This window comes from Vibrio sp. Isolate33 (genome assembly GCF_022397895.1).
GTDB classification, from domain to species: domain Bacteria; phylum Pseudomonadota; class Gammaproteobacteria; order Enterobacterales; family Vibrionaceae; genus Vibrio; species Vibrio pomeroyi.
The window spans coordinates 309,331-325,672 of sequence record NZ_JAKEUP010000002.1 but is presented as its reverse complement, the minus strand read 5'-3'; the positions used below and the strand labels follow the sequence as shown (position 1 = coordinate 325,672).

Genomic DNA, 16,342 nt, shown 5'->3' with positions numbered 1-16,342 from the left:
CTCCGACCAGTCTAAGGTGGGATTTGGATGGATTAAGCGTTACTGGCACAGCGAAGAGTGTTAGATTCCAACCTGACGAATGTGGCAACTATTTGGAAGAGTGGGTGGTTCTTACATTTCTGATCTTTACCGCATGATGCTTCCTTCTCAGTTTTGTTTTCTCAATGAGCATCTGTCGTTTCATTCTATCGGTTTTACGATAAGATAATTATATCTATCGCCTAATGAGCACTGAATCATGAGCAATGACATTCCTAATTTTAACTTATTGGCTGTATTTTCAGCGGTGATGGAGCAGGGCAGTTTGAGTAAGGCTGCCGATCATTTAAATACCAATCAATCGACGATCAGTACTGCGCTCGGTCGACTGAAAAATGAAATTGGCCAAGAGTTGTTTGTACGTAGTGGGCGAGGGGTTGTGCCTACCGCGTATTCGCAAAGCCTTTATGAGCAAATCAAAGCGCCAATACACGAGCTCAACGGCGTGTTTCAAGGTATGGCAGGGTTTGATGAAGCGAGCACGGAGCGCAGGTTTGTGGCTTCGGTTCCCGAGCATTTAAAGTGGATGTTGCTTGATCGATTTTCTCAGTTACCTAACCAAGGCTTATCTCTTGAGGTGTATGACCAACCAGATAGTGATGATCAAGTCCATGAGGATCTATTAACTCAGAAGTTTGATTTGATGATCGACATTGTGTTGCCTGAGCATCCAAGCATGATGAGCGAAAAGCTCTACGACAGTGAGTTTGTGATCGTTTGCCGAAATGGACATCCTAGGATCAAAGGTGAGATCACCGAGGCGCAATATCTGAGTGAGCAACATGCGGTTTTGGCCAGAACACGTCGTCAAGTAAGAAGTTTGACTCACTATACTTCGTTAGACTTATCCTCGCGTAAGATTGTAATCCATGGCAGCTCTATGGCCAGCAATCTCATGCTGTGTAGCCAGACTGATTACATCACAGTTGCGCCGCTTTCTATGGCGATCCAGTTTCAGGAACGTCTTGGTTTACAGTTGTTCAAACCGCCTTTCGATTACCAACCTATCTCTCATTATCTTATCTGGTTGAAAAAGCAGAACACCGACCCGGCACATAAGTGGTTCAGAGAGCAGATCATTAATACGACGAATGACATGTCTAAATCGCTAAACAGTTGGCGCTCCGCTTTCTGATTTCAGCCCTATCTTTTGTTTGCCAAATATCTCCATAACAAACCATCTATATCAGGCGCGTCATAACAAAAAATTATCACAATGAGAATTTATGATAATTTCATTTATTTGCTGCCGAATCGTATATTAACCCTAACAAAGAAGTGGATAACCTCCGCTCACGATTATATCGGCTCAGGTTGCTGGGCTTAAAAAGGGTGAAATATGAAATTCCTACACACAATGATTCGAGTTGCTGATCTGGACAAGTCTATTGAGTTCTACACCAAGGTATTGGGTATGAAAGAGCTTGAGCGTCATGACAATAACGATTACCGTTACACATTGGTTTTTGTTGGTTATGAGCAAGGTGGCACAACCATCGAGCTGACTTACAACTGGGATACCAGCGAGTACGAAATGGGCAATGCATTTGGCCATTTGGCATTGGGTGTGGAAGATATTTACGCGGCATGTGACAAGATTAAATTGCTGGGTGGTAATGTGACTCGTGAAGCGGGCCCTGTAAAAGGTGGTTCAACACACATCGCTTTTATCACTGACCCAGACGGCTACCAAATCGAACTGATTCAACTAGGTTAATCGAGGAAATGACAATGACAAACGCACTATTTCAACCAATTCAACTTGGTAATATCGAACTAAAAAACCGTATTGTTATGCCTCCGATGACTCGCTCTCGTGCAACGCAACCTGGTAACTCAGCAAACGAAATGATGGCGGCTTACTACGCTCAACGCGCTTCTGCGGGTTTGATTGTGGCAGAAGGCACACAGATTTCTCCATTGGGTCAGGGTTATGCTTGGACACCGGGTATCTACTCTGACGAGCAAATTGCTGGTTGGAAAAAAGTAACCGATGCAGTACATGAAAAAGGCGGCGTTATTTTCGCTCAACTTTGGCATGTAGGTCGTGTAACACACCCAGATAACATCGGTGGTGAACAGCCAATTTCGTCTTCTGCTATCAAAGCGGAAAACGTAAAAGTCTTCATCGATAACGGCACTGATGAGCCGGGTTTTGTTGACGTGGTTGAACCTCGTGAAATGACCAAAGAAGACATCAAAGAAGTGGTTGAGCAATATCGCCAAGCAGCACTTAACGCAATCGAAGCAGGCTTTGATGGCATTGAACTTCATGCTGCAAATGGCTACCTGATTAACCAATTCATTGATTCTGAAGCAAACAACCGTACCGACGAATACGGTGGCTCAACTGAAAACCGCCTACGTTTCTTAGGTGAAGTGGTTGAAGCTATGGTTGAAGCGATTGGTGCTGACCGTGTTGGTGTTCGTCTTGCTCCGTTTACTTCGCTAAATGGTACGGTTGACGCGACGCCAGTTGAAACTTACACAGCGGCAGCTGCGTACTTAAACCTATACAAAATCGTTTACCTGCACATTGCAGAAGTAGACTGGGACGATGCGCCTGAAACGCCAAAAGCGTTCAAAGCTGCGGTTCGTGAAGCATTCAAAGGTGTACTGATTTACGCAGGTAAATACGACAGTGAACGTGGCGCGCAAGCAGTTGCAGAAGGCGTGACAGATATGGTTGGCTTTGGTCGTCCATTCGTAGCAAACCCAGACTTACCTGCTCGTATTCAACATGGTTTCCCTCTAGCTCCGCACGATCCAAACACGCTGTTTGGCGGCGCTGAAAAAGGCTTAACGGATTACCCAGAATACGCAGGCTAAAAACTGCTGCCTGAAACAGAGTATTAAGATAGTATCTCGATCCTGTTAAGAGTTTATAAAAAGCAACCTTGCAGAGTCGGGTTGCTTTTTTGTTATTGGAACGAATAAAAATGCTGAACGTAAAAGCGATGCGTGGCGAGCTTTACCTCTTGTGTGCCACTTTACTGGCTGGGGTAGGATGGATTGCATCTAAGCTGGTGGTCATGGAAATGCCGGGCCCTGTGTTCATTGGTGTGCGTTTTGTTGTCGCGAGCCTGATTCTACTGCCATTCTGTATTCATCATATTCGCAAGCTGTCATTTAAGCAGATCCTGTCATTGTGTGGTGTCGGTTTACTCTTGTCTGCTTCACTTCAGGTGTGGGTGTTTGCTGTTTCGGTCACGGAGAGTTTATCGGAAGGGGCTTTCATCATGAGCTTGGCGATGATCATTGCGCCGTTTGTCTCTTGGATTCTATTTCGAGTGAAGCCAAATCGTGCATTCTGGATGTCATTTCCTATCGCAATCCTTGGTATGTTGCTGCTTACTCTCACCAACGGTTGGCATGTTGAGCAAAGCCAGATCTACTTCTTGTTAGCGTCGATGTTGCTCTCGATTCATTTTGTGATGAACAAGCGTGTGATCACGAACATCAAACCAATTGCTTCGATCTGTATTCAGCTTTTCGTAGTCGGCGTCAGTGGTTTGGCGTTTGCGTCTATGACGACACAGCCGGAATTTGAAATCACCAAAACGTTGGTGTTCTGGTTCATCGTGTCGGCGGTTGTTGCGACGTCTATTCGCTACCTATTACAAACGGTAGGCCAGCACTCAGTGAACATGGAAGTGGCGGCACTGATCATGATTCTAGAACCAGTATGGACACTGCTACTCAGTGTGAGCATGCTAGGTGAAACGGTCGAGATGCAAAAACTGATCGGTGGAGCGGTGATCATTGCTTCGCTGTTTTGCTACATCAAATGGTCGCGAAAAAAATAAACCCTCGTTTAGAGCGAGGGTCTTATTCAGTTTCTAAGTGGTTACTTTAGCGTGAGCTATTGAGCTATTGAGCTATTGAGCTATTGAGCTATTGAGCTATTGAGCTATTGAGCTAGACAGCGGCGACCATTTTTTTAAGTAAACCAATCATCTGTTGCTGCTCTTTTGCATCAAGTGCTGCCATTAGCTCTTCATTCAACTTAACTGGGATGGGTATTAACACTTCTTCAAGTGCTTTGCCTTTCTCTGTTAGGTAGATTCTAAAAGAGCGGCGACTGTGTGGGTCAGCTCTGCGTTCTACCAGTTCAAGCTTTTCCAACTTATCTAATGTTCGTGTTGTCGTTGAGTTTTCTACTTTCGACTTAGCGGCAATATCACGCTGGGTAACGCCTTCTTCTTCCCATAAACACATCAGGGTTGGCCACAATGCGATGCTTAAGCCGTGTTTCTTTAGCTCAAGATCGAAATCTTTGGTCGCTTTGTTGGCGATCACATTGATCATCCATCCAAAACTATTCTGTCTATCAAACTCTTCTGGCATTCGTTAGTACCTAATTCTTATGACATAACAACTATTGCCATCGTAACTAATACCGACGCAATTAGCACCAACAATGCTTTTCTATTTGATGAAAAAGCCAATTGAGTGCCATTTCCGAAATGAGCGGTAGATAACGATTGATTTTGTTTGCCTGTGATCATAGCGAGCACTAAAGGCTTTGAGCGCAGTTTGTAGACCAAGATAGCCAATAAATGCAGTGCTACAAAAGCGATTAACATACGTGCGGCAATAGCATGAGCGGTGACGAGAAGGTCAAAAACAGCGTCTGTGATGATGACTTCTGAATACGGTAATGTATCGAAGAACCCCGCTATCGCTAGGCCAGTGATGCACTGGACGAATAAGGTTGTAATCATCCCCACAACCATCCAAGCACCTAGAGGATTATGCCCCGGCTTAGGTTGAACTTGGCCTCGTAGGTATTGCCAAGCAGATCGAGGAGAACTCATAAACTGCGAAAACCGGCTGGTATCACTACCAATCATTCCCCAGACCAAGCGCCACAGAATCAAACTAAACAGTGCGAGTCCTAGATAAATGTGCGGGCCATTGCCACTAAAGCCTGATCCAGCAAGGCCAATAAACAGAGCGGCTTGCAGCCAGTGATAGAGTCGAGTTGGTAGATCCCAGATTTTCATTATTCAGTTTCCTGCTTGTCATTTTTCAAAGTGAGATTAATTTACACAACAATAGTTGCTCATGCAACTATTGTTGTGTAAATTAAGTGCATCTCATCGATTCCCGATTGAAAGCTCAACAAATCAACTGACTAATGAATAGGAATAACACTATGAAAAAACTGATTATCGCTTTGCTTATCGCCGTGCCTGTAATGGCGTTTGCTGCAACTGAAGTTGTGAATAATCGTCAACAGGCTTTCAGCTACATTGAAAAACTCAATAAACAAGTGTCTTCAGAATTAGGAAACCGAAATACAGATTGGAAAAAGGTTGGGGAGTTAAGTGAGAGTTTGGTTGAGCATGGAATTGTACTGAACAGCAGTTTTGCTGAGAGTGACACGGGTGGTAAGGCAAAAGAAACGGTGTGGAGTAAGCCAGAGAAATTCAATCAGCTGATGCTACAGATGAATCAAGGTTTTACGGAGTTACAACAAGCGAGTATTGAGCAGGACCTTAGCAAGGCTAAACGTGGTTTAGATGCGGCCAACAACACATGCCGAGCATGCCATCGTACTTATCGTTCGCGTTGGTAAGTCATTTTGAGAGGCTTAAAAACATCAAGCCTGTACGAATCGAATCGCGACAGGCTTGGTACGGTATGCAAATCAGTAAGCAAGTACGCTAGAGCTTAGGTTAGCTAGGCTGGGTTAAATGTTCTCACCCAAACTAAAATACGCTAACACTTCATCTTCGTTGTTGTAGGTGAAGTCCATACGTACATTGATGCGTTCTTGGCGCATTAATCGATAGCGTAACCCGAGGCCAACCATGGTCAGAAGGTCGCCATCATCAAAGCTATGATAAGGGTCTTTCGGGTTAAGCCTTTCACCAAACACCTTTCCTACACCCGTTAAACCAACGACGGCTACGTTGTTCAAGAAGTTAATAGACGAGCCAGAAATCGAGTAGCGATATTCCATTTCAAGATTGGTCATGTGCGAGGCGATATGGTCACCAGCAACAAAACCGCGTTGAACGTTTCGTCCTTGTCGGCCATAGGTACTGTAGGCACTGCTTGGGGCATTTTCGGCATCAAGCAGGTAACGCGTTACCCATCGGCTAGCGATAATGTGGTTGTCATTGTGGGTCAAGCTGTAGAAAAAACGATAGTCAGTGAATAGCGAAGAGTAGGTCGCATCTTCATCGTTTCCAAGCCACGCGCCGTGGTTTTCGTACGTCAGCTCAAATAAGAAGCCATGATACGGGTAGTAGTAATGCTCTCGCTCATCCCATAAGAATGAAAGCTTGGCACCCGTGTCCGCTTCATACTCTTCACTGAACCCTGTGAGCTTAAGCAGCAGCTTGTCGCGTGGCGTATCTGCTAAATAGCGAGCCGTTGAGTAGTCTAGACCCATACCAAGGTAGATATTGTCGTAAACCTTAAAGTAGAAGTCACCATCGAAACTGTACTCTTGGTGGTTAGTATCGACCAAATCGACCAAGGTAATGTTGGTGCTAGAAAAGCCCATCTCACCAGTAAAGCGCAGGGAATCACCGTTCAATAAAAGGTCTGCGTTGGCTTTGATGTAGTAGCTGTCGTTCTGGGTATAAGTCAGTGTTGCTGATAACGTTGATGCATTTTTGGTTTCACCATCTGCATAGAAGTTATAGATGGGAATAACAGAAAGCCCAGTATCGACACTTGGATCGTAAAAGGGGATCGCAATGACACGAAATTGGTCATCCAGTTCAGGTTCTTGTGATTCTCGGGTATCAACTTCAAAGGCTGATACAGAGAAACTGGCAACAGAGCAAGAGAAGGCTGCTGTCAGAAAAGAGTGTCGAGTCATGGTTGGTGTTACGTCCAATGTATAGTGAATCGCATTCAACTTTCATAGTCGGCGAGCGGCGATAATAACACGTCATTAATACTGATTAATAGCAGGGGAATGGTAGGTATTGGAAATATACCGTATAGAAATAAGAGCAATTGATAACATGGACAGTAAAAATGGTGAGAAGGGCTCCCACCATTTGAGGGTTGTTTCTTGGTTGCTACTTATAGCTCGTAGCTTATTGAATCTGATTTAGTCGTTAATAGTGACTTTCGAGATCACAATGTCTTCACATGGCACATCTTCATGTCCCCAGCGAGTGGTCGTTGGAGCTACAGCAATCTTGTTAACCACATCCATACCTGCCGATACTTTACCAAACACAGCGTAACCCCAACCAGCGTTGGTGGTCGATGTATGGTCTAGGAAATCGTTGTCATCAAGGTTGATAAAGAACTGCGCCGTTGCCGAATGTGGTGCGTCGGTACGAGCCATAGCTACAGAACCAATCACGTTCTTTAGGCCACGGTTCGCTTCGTTCACGATAGGGGCACGCGTTGGCTTTTCTGTCATGTCGATAGTGTGGCCGCCACCTTGAATCATAAAACCTTCGATCACACGGTGAAACGTGGTGCCTTCATAAAAGTCATCTTGGCAGTATTTCAGGAAGTTTTTCGAGGTTACAGGTGCTTTCTCAAGGTTGAGTTCAATCTCGATATCGCCAAAGTTGGTGGTGAAAGTAATCATAGGGCTACCTAAAGTTTGAATTTGTTGAATCGTGAGTCACGAAATTGGGTTGCAGTATAGGGAAAATAACCACGGATACCAGTGATGGTTTCATTGTGGTTGAATTCCCATTAACCGCCAGTATTACGCTTGATACTGTTTAAGGAACATCTCGACACTTGAGTTAATGATCACTTGCTTGTGCTGTGCGTCCGGTGACGGAGCATGACCAATGATCTGTGGCCAAAAGGCGAACGACTTGAGCAAAGCGATGAATTGAGTCGAGGCAAACAGTGGGTCGAGTTCGACTAAACGATCATCAGCCAAGGCGGCTTTGATCCAAATCGTCAGGCCACTCTCAGCTTGGGAGTATTTCTCCATCGCTTGATGAGCAAGTTCAGCGTTATGGAAATACTCAGAGAACAGCACACGAGATAAGTCGATGAAGCCTTCGGATTCCAAAAGTTCAAGCTCTTGGTTGGCAATAGACGCAAGCTGTTCGGCCAGTGGTTGTTCGGCTTGGTATGGGAAATGGGTCGCTGCGAGCGTTGTGCTCCAAATGCTGTCTAATATCTCATCCAGTAGCAACTCTTTACTGGCGAAGTGGTTATACACCGTGCGCTTCGATACTTCGGCTCGGCTAGAGATTTTATCCATGCTGGTGGCCTTATAACCACGCTCGGTAAACTCTGCGATAGCGGCAGCAACGATAGATTCACGTTTCTTCTGGCTCAGTGTTTTTTTGACAGTCATTTGGGTACTACTCAATCTGGCGGTTAGTATTGCATACGCCAATTTTACACCACTAAGTTTACTTTTAGAACCGCAGTCCGTTTCCTTTTCTCCTCCGAATTCAGTTGCCTTTAGATTGAGGAAGTGGAGTGGGATAGCGATGAGAAGTACTTGAATCGCTATGCAACGCGCTATTGGTGTCATAGAATCGAAGAGGTATTAAATTTTATTGATGTCTACGGAAGAGAATTAATAGTCAATGAGTAGTATTTTAGAGTGTATTCGTACTGTTGGACGAGGGGAAAGGGGGCGCAAGCCTTTATCGTTCGAACAAGCCTATCGCATCATGGATGAGTATTTAAGCGGTGAGGTCGGTGACGACCAAATGGCAATGCTACTTATGTTGATTCGTGTGCAGAATGAAACCAATGAAGAAATTGCAGGCTTTGTAAAAGCATTTCAATCTCGTGTGCCTGACTTAGGTGCCGACATTGACTGGCCTTGCTACGCGGGTAAGCGTAATGATAACGCGAGTGGTAAGCCTTGGAATTTGCTAGCAGCGAAGATACTGGCTGACGATGGTTACAAGGTATTGATGCATGGCTACATGGATAAGCCAAGTGGACGCACACACGTAGAGACTCACCTCGATCTTGTCGGTGTTCGTAGTGCTGCTGATCCGCAAGAGGCCAAACAGATTCTAGAAGAGGATGGTATCGCTTACTTGCCGCTCGCTAACTTTGCGCCAGAAGCTCAAACTATGATTGGTTGGAAACACCGTTACGGTTTGCGTACGCCAATCAACACTGTGGTTCGTGCATTAAACCCTGGCGGCGGTCGTTTAGGTTTGCGCGGCAGTTTCCACCCAGGTTTCCCACAACTTCATGCCGAAGTTGAGAATGTGATTGGCAATAAATCCCACTCGGTGATTTCATTTAAAGGCATGAACGGCGAATCGGAATACAACCCTAAGGTTAGCCAAACGGTGTGGATGAGTTCTCCTGACAAGGTTGAATCTTTTTATTGGGAAGAGATGATGAACTCTGATATTTCATTGCCGAATGAATGTGTACTGGGTACGCCGGAAGATGAGATGGAATTGATGGCAAACACTGTTGTCGACAGCATGACGGCGATTCTTTTCGCTGAAACGCACGATAAAACCGAAGCCTACACAAAAGCTATCCGTCTTTGGGATGCGTACTGTGCTCGCTAGCACTTGACCACAAGTGTAAAGCGGTTCGAAAAATCATTAGAGAAGGTCAGCGAATGCTGGCCTTTTTTGTATCTGATTCATTTGTGACTGCTTCATTTGTTTCTGATGAGTCGTGAGCACCTTTCTGATATAGGCATTACCTACAATGAACCGAGACTAGAGGTTATTTAACTCGCATCAGTCGGTGCATCTTATCTTCAAATTGAATCTCAATCACTTGTGAGATTTTCATCTTATCAACACGATCAAGCATCTTGGCTTGGTAATCACGTTTTTTCATCCACTCTAACGGCTCTTTAAAACCATCTTCGTTTATCACAAATGATTGGTCAGTGATGGAATCTTCAAAGATATGCACCACCCAAATACGCGATTGGAAATCCAATAACTCGTTGAAGTAGGCCTTTAACTTTGAGCGATACTTAGCGACATAGGTTTGATTTGAGCTTGGAGAGGGCATAGTGAACCGTGTTGAGACAATGGAAAGCGGCAAAGGTACCGTTGTCTTTATTATAACGCTTCACAGTTAAGATTGTCAGATCGAATTAGGCAGCCATTGTTATCGCACCATTGTTATCGCTATTACGGCTAATGCTTGAACGCGACTAGAGCGACTGCCTATGATCATTCCACCAAATTTGTGCTTTTGACGGACTACTTTACGAAGAGACTGAAGTCGATCTCTTGTTCTCTCTGATATTTGATGAGCTTCACTTTCAGGTTGTGTTGCGCAGCCAAATCAATCGCCAAGCTCGACATGCGTTTTATCTCGTGAACACAGCTTGAGATAAGTGGCTGCTCTTGGTTATCGACAGTGGCGATGAGTGTGTTTTCTGTACCGTCGTTACCTGAATAAACGTACGCGTACATGTTGTTGTCGTGTTGCATAAACTACCTAAATCGGGACTTTCTAATTATTAGTGTGGTGAAGGTTACAGGGTTTATCTATTCAGGCTAGTTCGGCTAAGTAAGGCTAAGCAAGAGAAAGTAAGGCTTTGTAAGGGCTCTTTTTTTTCTTTTTTCTGTGCCACAAAAACTCTCCCGAGCCTTTTACTGTCTCGTTTTTAAGGCTTGTTAGGTTTTGCCTATCAATAAAATTGTTGAAATCCATTTAGTAAAATCAAGATTTTAGACAACAATTAAGTTAACGAGATAGATAAAGACATCACGAAAAGTATTTAGGGAGAACGCAATGCATTCAATTAAAGTGAAAGATTACATGACGCAGCAGGTTGTGACATTCACTCCTGATATGCCGTTAAGTCTAGCGCTAGACAAAGTGATGCGCAGCCATCACATGGGCGGCCCAGTTATTGATGATAATGAACAAGTAATTGGTTTCCTTTCAGAGCAAGATTTATTAGAAAAATTGGTTAAGGTAAGTTACTTCTGTCAAGACACACACATTGTTGGCGATTGCATGTACCAAGAGGTGCTATCGGTATCGCCAGATCTATCCATTATTGAATTGGCAGACATGATGCAAGTGGGTAAACCGAAAGCTTACCCTGTGATCGACAATAGAAAGTTGGTCGGAATTATCACCAGAACAGATGTTTTAAGAGCAATTGGCAAGAACTTAGATGAATGCTTCAAACATCCTGTATAGTGGCGTGTTAAGAACGATTATTTTTCTCAACACCCATAAATGACAAAAGGCGCACTAGCGCCTTTTTCTTCGTAGAGTTTTTGTAGATCTGTTGTCATAGAGCTCAAACGGCGAAGCTTTGACTTGTGGTGTTCCAGTTTTTGGAGGTTTCATGTCAAACCAAACTGCAAAGTTTGTAGAAGGTTCAACGATGCGCCACATCTTGGTGATGTCGGGGGCTGGCTCTGTTGGCTTGATGGCACTGTTTGTGGTCGATTTACTCGACATGCTGTTTATCAGTATGTTGGGACAAGTTGAATTGGCCGCCGCAGTCGGTTTTGCAGGTACTCTCACTTTCTTCTCTACCTCCGTTTCGATCGGTACCTCTATTGCAATGGGCGCGTTGGTTTCAAAGGCGATAGGCTCTAAAGACAGAGACCACGCAAGAAACCTCAGCACCAGTATCATGTTAACCGCGTTTGTGATCAGTTCGACGGTTACCGCAATTATGTACGCTTATATCCCTGAACTGCTCGCGGCGATTGGTGCGAAAGGTTTGGCGGCAGAACGTGCACAAGCTTACTTACAGATTTTGCTCCCTAGTGGACCATTCCTAGCCTTGGCAATGGCGGCGGGTGCCGGATTAAGAGCGGCCGGAGATGCAAAGCGTTCGATGTGGGCGACCTTGTCTGGCGGTATTGTGAATGCAATCTTGGATCCTCTATTCATCTTTGGCTTTGGTTGGAACATCGAAGGGGCGGCTATTGCTTCTGTCGTTGCGCGTTTTTCGGTTCTCTTCTTCTCGCTTTATCCTTTGATTCGCAGCCATGAGCTGGTGGCTCCGCCCTCAATGGTGCAGTGGCGCATCAATATTCGTCCAATTCTGGCCATAGCTATTCCCGCAATTATCACCAATACTGCAACTCCGATTGGTAATGCGATTGTGACGACCGGTATTGCGCAATACGGTGAAGACTTCGTGGCAGGCTTTGCCGTGATTGGCCGTTTAACGCCAGTGTGTTTTGCTGTGATTTTTGCTTTGTCTGGCGCAGTCGGGCCAATCATTGGTCAGAATTTCGGTGCTGAGCGAATGGACAGAGTTAAAGAGACGCTCAATAACTCGCTGTTAGTGACCACGGTGTACACCATCGCTGTGTGTATTGTTTTGTACTTCATGCAAGGTTATGTGATTCAAGGTTTCAGCCTGCAAGGTGATGCGGCCGTTATTGTTGCTGCATTCTGTACCTATGTAGCGCTGACCTTCACCTTTAACGGCGCACTGTTTGTCGCGAACACTTCATTCAATAATCTAGGTAAGCCTCTTTATTCAACGGCGTTGAACTTAGGTAAGGCGACACTGGGCACTCTGCCATTCGTTTACTTGGGTTCACAATGGTATGGCGCGTTAGGCGTGCTGTACGGACAAGCGCTGGGTAATATCTTGTTCGGTTTGTTGGGTATCTTGGTGCTTCGTTACCATATATCAGAGTTGATGGAAGGATCTCAGGTCGACCCTGTTGAAGATGATGTGTCTATTGTGAGTTTGAATACACAGCCTTTCTGTTCACACGATGCCGTTCTGATTGATGATGTATCCGCGAATAGAGAAGAGTGTGCCGAGCTTAAGCCTCAGTAAGAGCGACCTACTTGGTTGAGACTCTTAAATAAATTGCATTAAACGATAACTTCTCCTTGACCTTGGAGCTACCTCCAAGGTTTATACTTTCGATGAACTTAAGGTTCCGTTGTTGTGCTTAAACGACAACGGCCTCAAGGCTTTTGAGTATTAAGGAGATACATTATGTGCGCAAAACACGCAGCGTGCCGCTCAGCAAAAGTGGACGTTCAACCTCAAGCGGTGGGAGCCGGTTGCTCTAGCCCTAAAATTTCAAGCATCACTGCAGCTGGCACCTCGTCAGGATGTTGCAGCTCTTCTGCAGCGGCGTCATCGTCGTCTGGAGATGATTGCTGTGGATCGGACAGTGGAGAAGAAGACAGTCAGTCCTCAACGTTATCTCTCGATGCCCAATTTTCCAAAAGTTGGTTGGTTGCAGGAATGGACTGCCCAGCTTGTGCAAGAAAAATAGAAAACGCGATCAGTAACATTGACGGTGTGATTCAAGCGAAGGTCCTCTTTGCTACCGAAAAACTGGTTGTGAAATTCGATAATGAAAGTCTTGCTGACATCATTGAACAAGTCTCTATCAAAACTGGCTTCCCATTAACGGAAGTGGGTTCTAAGAAAGAAAAACAACAACCAGAGACCTTTTGGCAAGCTCATATTCAACCCAATTTACAGATCATAGCGATTGCAGCCGCAATGCTGTTCGCTGCGCTTCTGAAAAGCACTTCTCCTCAATTAAGTGAAGGCTTATTCACTGTCACCTGTTTACTCGGTTTATACCCAGTAGCTAAGAAAGCCGTGCAATTGGCTCGCTCGGGTACGCCTTTTGCCATCGAAACCTTAATGAGTGTCGCTGCGCTCGGTGCTTTGTATCTTGGTGAAACCGCGGAAGCGGCGATGGTGTTGCTGTTGTTCTTGATTGGTGAGCGCCTAGAAGCGTTTGCGTCATCAAGAGCAAGAAGTGGCGTCCAAGCTTTAATGGCATTGGTGCCAGAGAACGCGACCAAAATTATCAACGGTGAACGTGTTGAAGTGGCGGTAAGCGAACTTGTTCCTGGTGATGTCATTGAAGTGGCGGCGGGTTCTCGTTTGCCTGCTGACGGTCAACTGATGACTGATGCAGCGAGCTTTGATGAAAGCGCGTTAACGGGCGAGTCTGTTCCTGTTGAACACATCGAAGGTAACAGCATCATGGCGGGCGCTGTGGTGGTCGATAAAGTTGTGCGTATTACTATCACCTCTAAGCAAGGTGAGAATGCGATTGACCGTATTCTTCACCTGATTGAAGAGGCGGAATCTCGTAAAGCACCACTGGAACGCTTCCTTGATAAGTTCAGCCGTTGGTACACACCGTTAATGATGTTGGTTGCTTTGTTGGTGATCATCACGCCGCCACTGTTGTTTGCTCAACCTTGGGAAACATGGGTATACCGTGGTCTAGCGCTACTATTGATCGCTTGTCCGTGTGCCTTGGTTATCTCGACACCTGCTGCGATTACTTCTGGTCTAGCGGCAGCAGCGAAACGTGGCGCACTAATTAAAGGTGGCGCAGCACTAGAGCAGCTTGGCAAGATTCAAACCATCGCTTTTGATAAGACGGGTACACTGACTGAGGGTAAGCCTCAGGTAACCGATATTCAGACACTATCGGGTTGGCAACAAGACGCGATGCTTCGTGTGGTTGGTGCTATCGAAGTCGGCTCTACTCATCCATTGGCGCAGTCGCTAGTGGCGAAAGTAAACGAGCTGAATATTGAGATCCCAGAATCGCACAACAAGAAAGCGCTGATTGGTAGCGGTGTGGAAGGCGATGTCGATGGTGTTAAATACCAAGTTCTAGCACCTTCTAAAGTGACTTTTGATCTTGATACTGATGTTGTGTCTCAGGTAGAAGCTCTAGAAGGCGAGGGTAAAACGGTTGTTATTGCTTTAGAGCTTAAGCATCAAGAAGAATCAGTAGATCAAGTTACACCGATTGGTTTGATTGCGTGGCAAGATACGTTACGCAGTGACGCTAAGGTTGCGATTGAACGACTTAACGATTTGGGTATTCAATCTATCATGCTGACGGGTGACAACCCACGCAGTGCGGCTGCTATAAGTAGCAAGATTGGTATGCAGTACAAGGCGAGCCTACTTCCAAGCGACAAAGTATCTTATGTTGAAGAGCTTTCTCAACAATCGCACGTTGCGATGGTCGGTGATGGCATCAATGATGCGCCAGCGATGAAAACTGCCAACGTGGGTATCGCGATGGGCGGAGGGACTGATGTCGCCTTGGAAACGGCGGATTCAGCACTGACTCATAACCGCTTAACGGAACTGCCAGCGATGATTGAGCTATCGCAAGCAACCATGAACAATATTCGTCAAAACGTGGCTCTCGCGCTTGGTTTGAAAGGTGTGTTCTTGGTGACGAGTTTGCTAGGTATCACCGGCCTGTGGGTTGCGGTGTTAGCCGATAGTGGTGCAACTGCATTGGTCACATTGAACGCATTGCGCCTGCTGCGATTCAAATCTAAAGCGGATTAAATCGAGCTCACCGACATAGAGTATTCTTAATATACAAAGCGCCTTTAGCGGTAATACGTTAAAGGCGCTTTTTGTCTCATTAGTATGCAACACAGGCGTATGGATTGCGTATTTTTGTGATGCCAATCGGTTTTTCGTGAAACTTGAAATCTTGTTGCGATCATTCATGTGACGGGTGTCACTTCATTTTGTGGTGAGCTTGGTTAGAGTGTGTTCGTACCCCACGAATTTACTATGAGCTTAAATAAGGGTAAAAAGCCCAATAAGCCAAAAGGAGCGAACTATGTCTCAAGCTGTTTTCCATTTAGGTGTTACTGAAGCAGATCTTAACGGTGCTACTCTTGCGATCATCCCTGGTGATCCTGCTCGTGTACAAAAAATTGCAGAAGAGATGGAGAATCCAGTATTTCTTGCTAGCCATCGTGAATACACACTTTACCGCGCAGAACTAGACGGCAAGCCAGTTGTTGTATGTTCTACAGGTATCGGTGGTCCATCTACTTCTATCGCTGTAGAAGAGCTAGCTCAACTGGGTGTTCGCACTTTCCTTCGTGTTGGTACTACTGGTGCTATCCAGCCTCACGTAAACGTGGGTGACATGATTGTTTCAACTGGTTCTGTTCGTCTAGACGGCGCTAGCCTGCACTTTGCTCCAATGGAGTTCCCAGCAGTTGCTGACTTCGAAGTGGCAACAGCAATGAAAGCAGCCGTTGAAGAGTCTGGTGCTGCAGTTCACATGGGCGTAACGGCTTCAAGTGACACTTTCTACCCGGGTCAAGAGCGTTACGATACGTTCTCTGGTCGCGTTGTTAAGCGTTTCCAAGGTTCTATGCAAGAATGGCAAGACATGGGCGTTCTAAACTTCGAGATGGAATCTGCAACACTGCTAACTATGTGTGCAAGTTCTGGTCTGAAAGCAGGTTGTGTTGCGGGTGTAATCATCAACCGTACTCAAAAAGAGACGCCTGATCACGACACGCTAAAAGTAACTGAAGCACGTTCAATCAAAGTGGTTGTAGAAGCTGCTCGTAAAATGCTTTAAGTATTAAAGTGCTCTGAGTT

General features: G+C 45.4%; 17 protein-coding genes. 10 read left to right on the top strand and 7 right to left on the bottom strand.

What is annotated here, in order from left to right; all coding sequences use genetic code 11:
• Positions 1-238: 238 nt before the first annotated feature.
• The 4 genes from L1D37_RS04715 to L1D37_RS04700 all read left to right on the top strand — a co-directional run bounded on the left by L1D37_RS04715 (position 239) and on the right by L1D37_RS04700 (position 3,845).
• Complete coding sequence (locus L1D37_RS04715; RefSeq protein WP_123923869.1) at positions 239-1,174, top strand: LysR family transcriptional regulator; 936 nt, start codon at positions 239-241, stop codon at positions 1,172-1,174.
• A 204-nt stretch (positions 1,175-1,378) separates the two neighbouring features.
• The gene (gene gloA / locus L1D37_RS04710) at positions 1,379-1,756 is read left to right on the top strand and encodes a lactoylglutathione lyase (protein ID WP_239847051.1); all 378 of its coding nucleotides are present in this window, start codon (positions 1,379-1,381) and stop codon (positions 1,754-1,756) included.
• Between the two features lie 14 nt (positions 1,757-1,770).
• A complete protein-coding gene (locus L1D37_RS04705; RefSeq protein ID WP_239847049.1) occupies positions 1,771-2,868 on the top strand; it encodes an alkene reductase in 1,098 nt (365 codons plus the stop codon).
• Positions 2,869-2,978: 110 nt separating this feature from the next.
• A complete protein-coding gene (locus L1D37_RS04700) occupies positions 2,979-3,845 on the top strand; it encodes a DMT family transporter (protein ID WP_239847047.1) in 867 nt (288 codons plus the stop codon).
• A 112-nt stretch (positions 3,846-3,957) separates the two neighbouring features.
• Here L1D37_RS04700 and L1D37_RS04695 read toward each other — a convergent pair whose 3' ends face one another.
• Both L1D37_RS04695 and L1D37_RS04690 read right to left on the bottom strand, forming a co-directional pair.
• Positions 3,958-4,386 carry a MarR family transcriptional regulator gene (locus L1D37_RS04695; protein ID WP_017633082.1) on the bottom strand — a complete coding sequence of 143 codons (429 nt, stop codon included), beginning with the start codon at positions 4,384-4,386 and terminating at the stop codon, positions 3,958-3,960.
• 17 nt (positions 4,387-4,403) lie between these two features.
• The gene (locus L1D37_RS04690) at positions 4,404-5,045 is read right to left on the bottom strand and encodes a cytochrome b/b6 domain-containing protein (protein WP_239847045.1); all 642 of its coding nucleotides are present in this window, start codon (positions 5,043-5,045) and stop codon (positions 4,404-4,406) included.
• A 152-nt stretch (positions 5,046-5,197) separates the two neighbouring features.
• Here L1D37_RS04690 and L1D37_RS04685 point away from each other — a divergent pair, with 152 nt between their 5' ends.
• Complete coding sequence (locus L1D37_RS04685; RefSeq protein WP_239847043.1) at positions 5,198-5,620, top strand: cytochrome c; 423 nt, start codon at positions 5,198-5,200, stop codon at positions 5,618-5,620.
• 114 nt (positions 5,621-5,734) lie between these two features.
• Here L1D37_RS04685 and L1D37_RS04680 read toward each other — a convergent pair whose 3' ends face one another.
• From L1D37_RS04680 to L1D37_RS04670, 3 genes are all read right to left on the bottom strand, one after another.
• A complete protein-coding gene (locus L1D37_RS04680; protein WP_239847042.1) occupies positions 5,735-6,877 on the bottom strand; it encodes a BamA/TamA family outer membrane protein in 1,143 nt (380 codons plus the stop codon).
• Positions 6,878-7,114: 237 nt separating this feature from the next.
• Entirely contained in the window at positions 7,115-7,609 is a 495-nt protein-coding gene (locus tag L1D37_RS04675) for a peptidylprolyl isomerase (RefSeq protein ID WP_239847040.1), read from the bottom strand.
• A 123-nt stretch (positions 7,610-7,732) separates the two neighbouring features.
• Positions 7,733-8,341 carry a TetR/AcrR family transcriptional regulator gene (locus L1D37_RS04670; RefSeq protein ID WP_239847038.1) on the bottom strand — a complete coding sequence of 203 codons (609 nt, stop codon included), beginning with the start codon at positions 8,339-8,341 and terminating at the stop codon, positions 7,733-7,735.
• Between the two features lie 238 nt (positions 8,342-8,579).
• Here L1D37_RS04670 and L1D37_RS04665 point away from each other — a divergent pair, with 238 nt between their 5' ends.
• On the top strand, positions 8,580-9,536 hold the full coding sequence (locus L1D37_RS04665; RefSeq protein ID WP_239847037.1) for a glycosyl transferase family protein: 957 nt from the start codon (positions 8,580-8,582) through the stop codon (positions 9,534-9,536).
• 163 nt (positions 9,537-9,699) lie between these two features.
• Here L1D37_RS04665 and L1D37_RS04660 read toward each other — a convergent pair whose 3' ends face one another.
• Both L1D37_RS04660 and L1D37_RS04655 read right to left on the bottom strand, forming a co-directional pair.
• A complete protein-coding gene (locus L1D37_RS04660; RefSeq protein ID WP_239847036.1) occupies positions 9,700-9,996 on the bottom strand; it encodes a hypothetical protein in 297 nt (98 codons plus the stop codon).
• A 194-nt stretch (positions 9,997-10,190) separates the two neighbouring features.
• Entirely contained in the window at positions 10,191-10,424 is a 234-nt protein-coding gene (locus tag L1D37_RS04655; protein ID WP_239847035.1) for a hypothetical protein, read from the bottom strand.
• 304 nt (positions 10,425-10,728) lie between these two features.
• Between L1D37_RS04655 and L1D37_RS04650 the strand changes: the two genes are divergently transcribed.
• From L1D37_RS04650 to udp, 4 genes are all read left to right on the top strand, one after another.
• On the top strand, positions 10,729-11,145 hold the full coding sequence (locus L1D37_RS04650; protein WP_017632179.1) for a CBS domain-containing protein: 417 nt from the start codon (positions 10,729-10,731) through the stop codon (positions 11,143-11,145).
• A gap of 151 nt (positions 11,146-11,296) precedes the next feature.
• Positions 11,297-12,760 carry an MATE family efflux transporter gene (locus L1D37_RS04645; protein ID WP_239847034.1) on the top strand — a complete coding sequence of 488 codons (1,464 nt, stop codon included), beginning with the start codon at positions 11,297-11,299 and terminating at the stop codon, positions 12,758-12,760.
• Positions 12,761-12,925: 165 nt separating this feature from the next.
• Positions 12,926-15,280, top strand: a complete 2,355-nt coding sequence (locus L1D37_RS04640; protein ID WP_239847032.1) for a zinc/cadmium/mercury/lead-transporting ATPase — start codon at positions 12,926-12,928, stop codon at positions 15,278-15,280.
• A 283-nt stretch (positions 15,281-15,563) separates the two neighbouring features.
• Positions 15,564-16,322, top strand: coding sequence for a uridine phosphorylase (gene udp, locus L1D37_RS04635; RefSeq protein ID WP_017632176.1), 759 nt, complete (start codon positions 15,564-15,566; stop codon positions 16,320-16,322).
• The last annotated feature ends 20 nt before the right edge of the window (positions 16,323-16,342 follow it).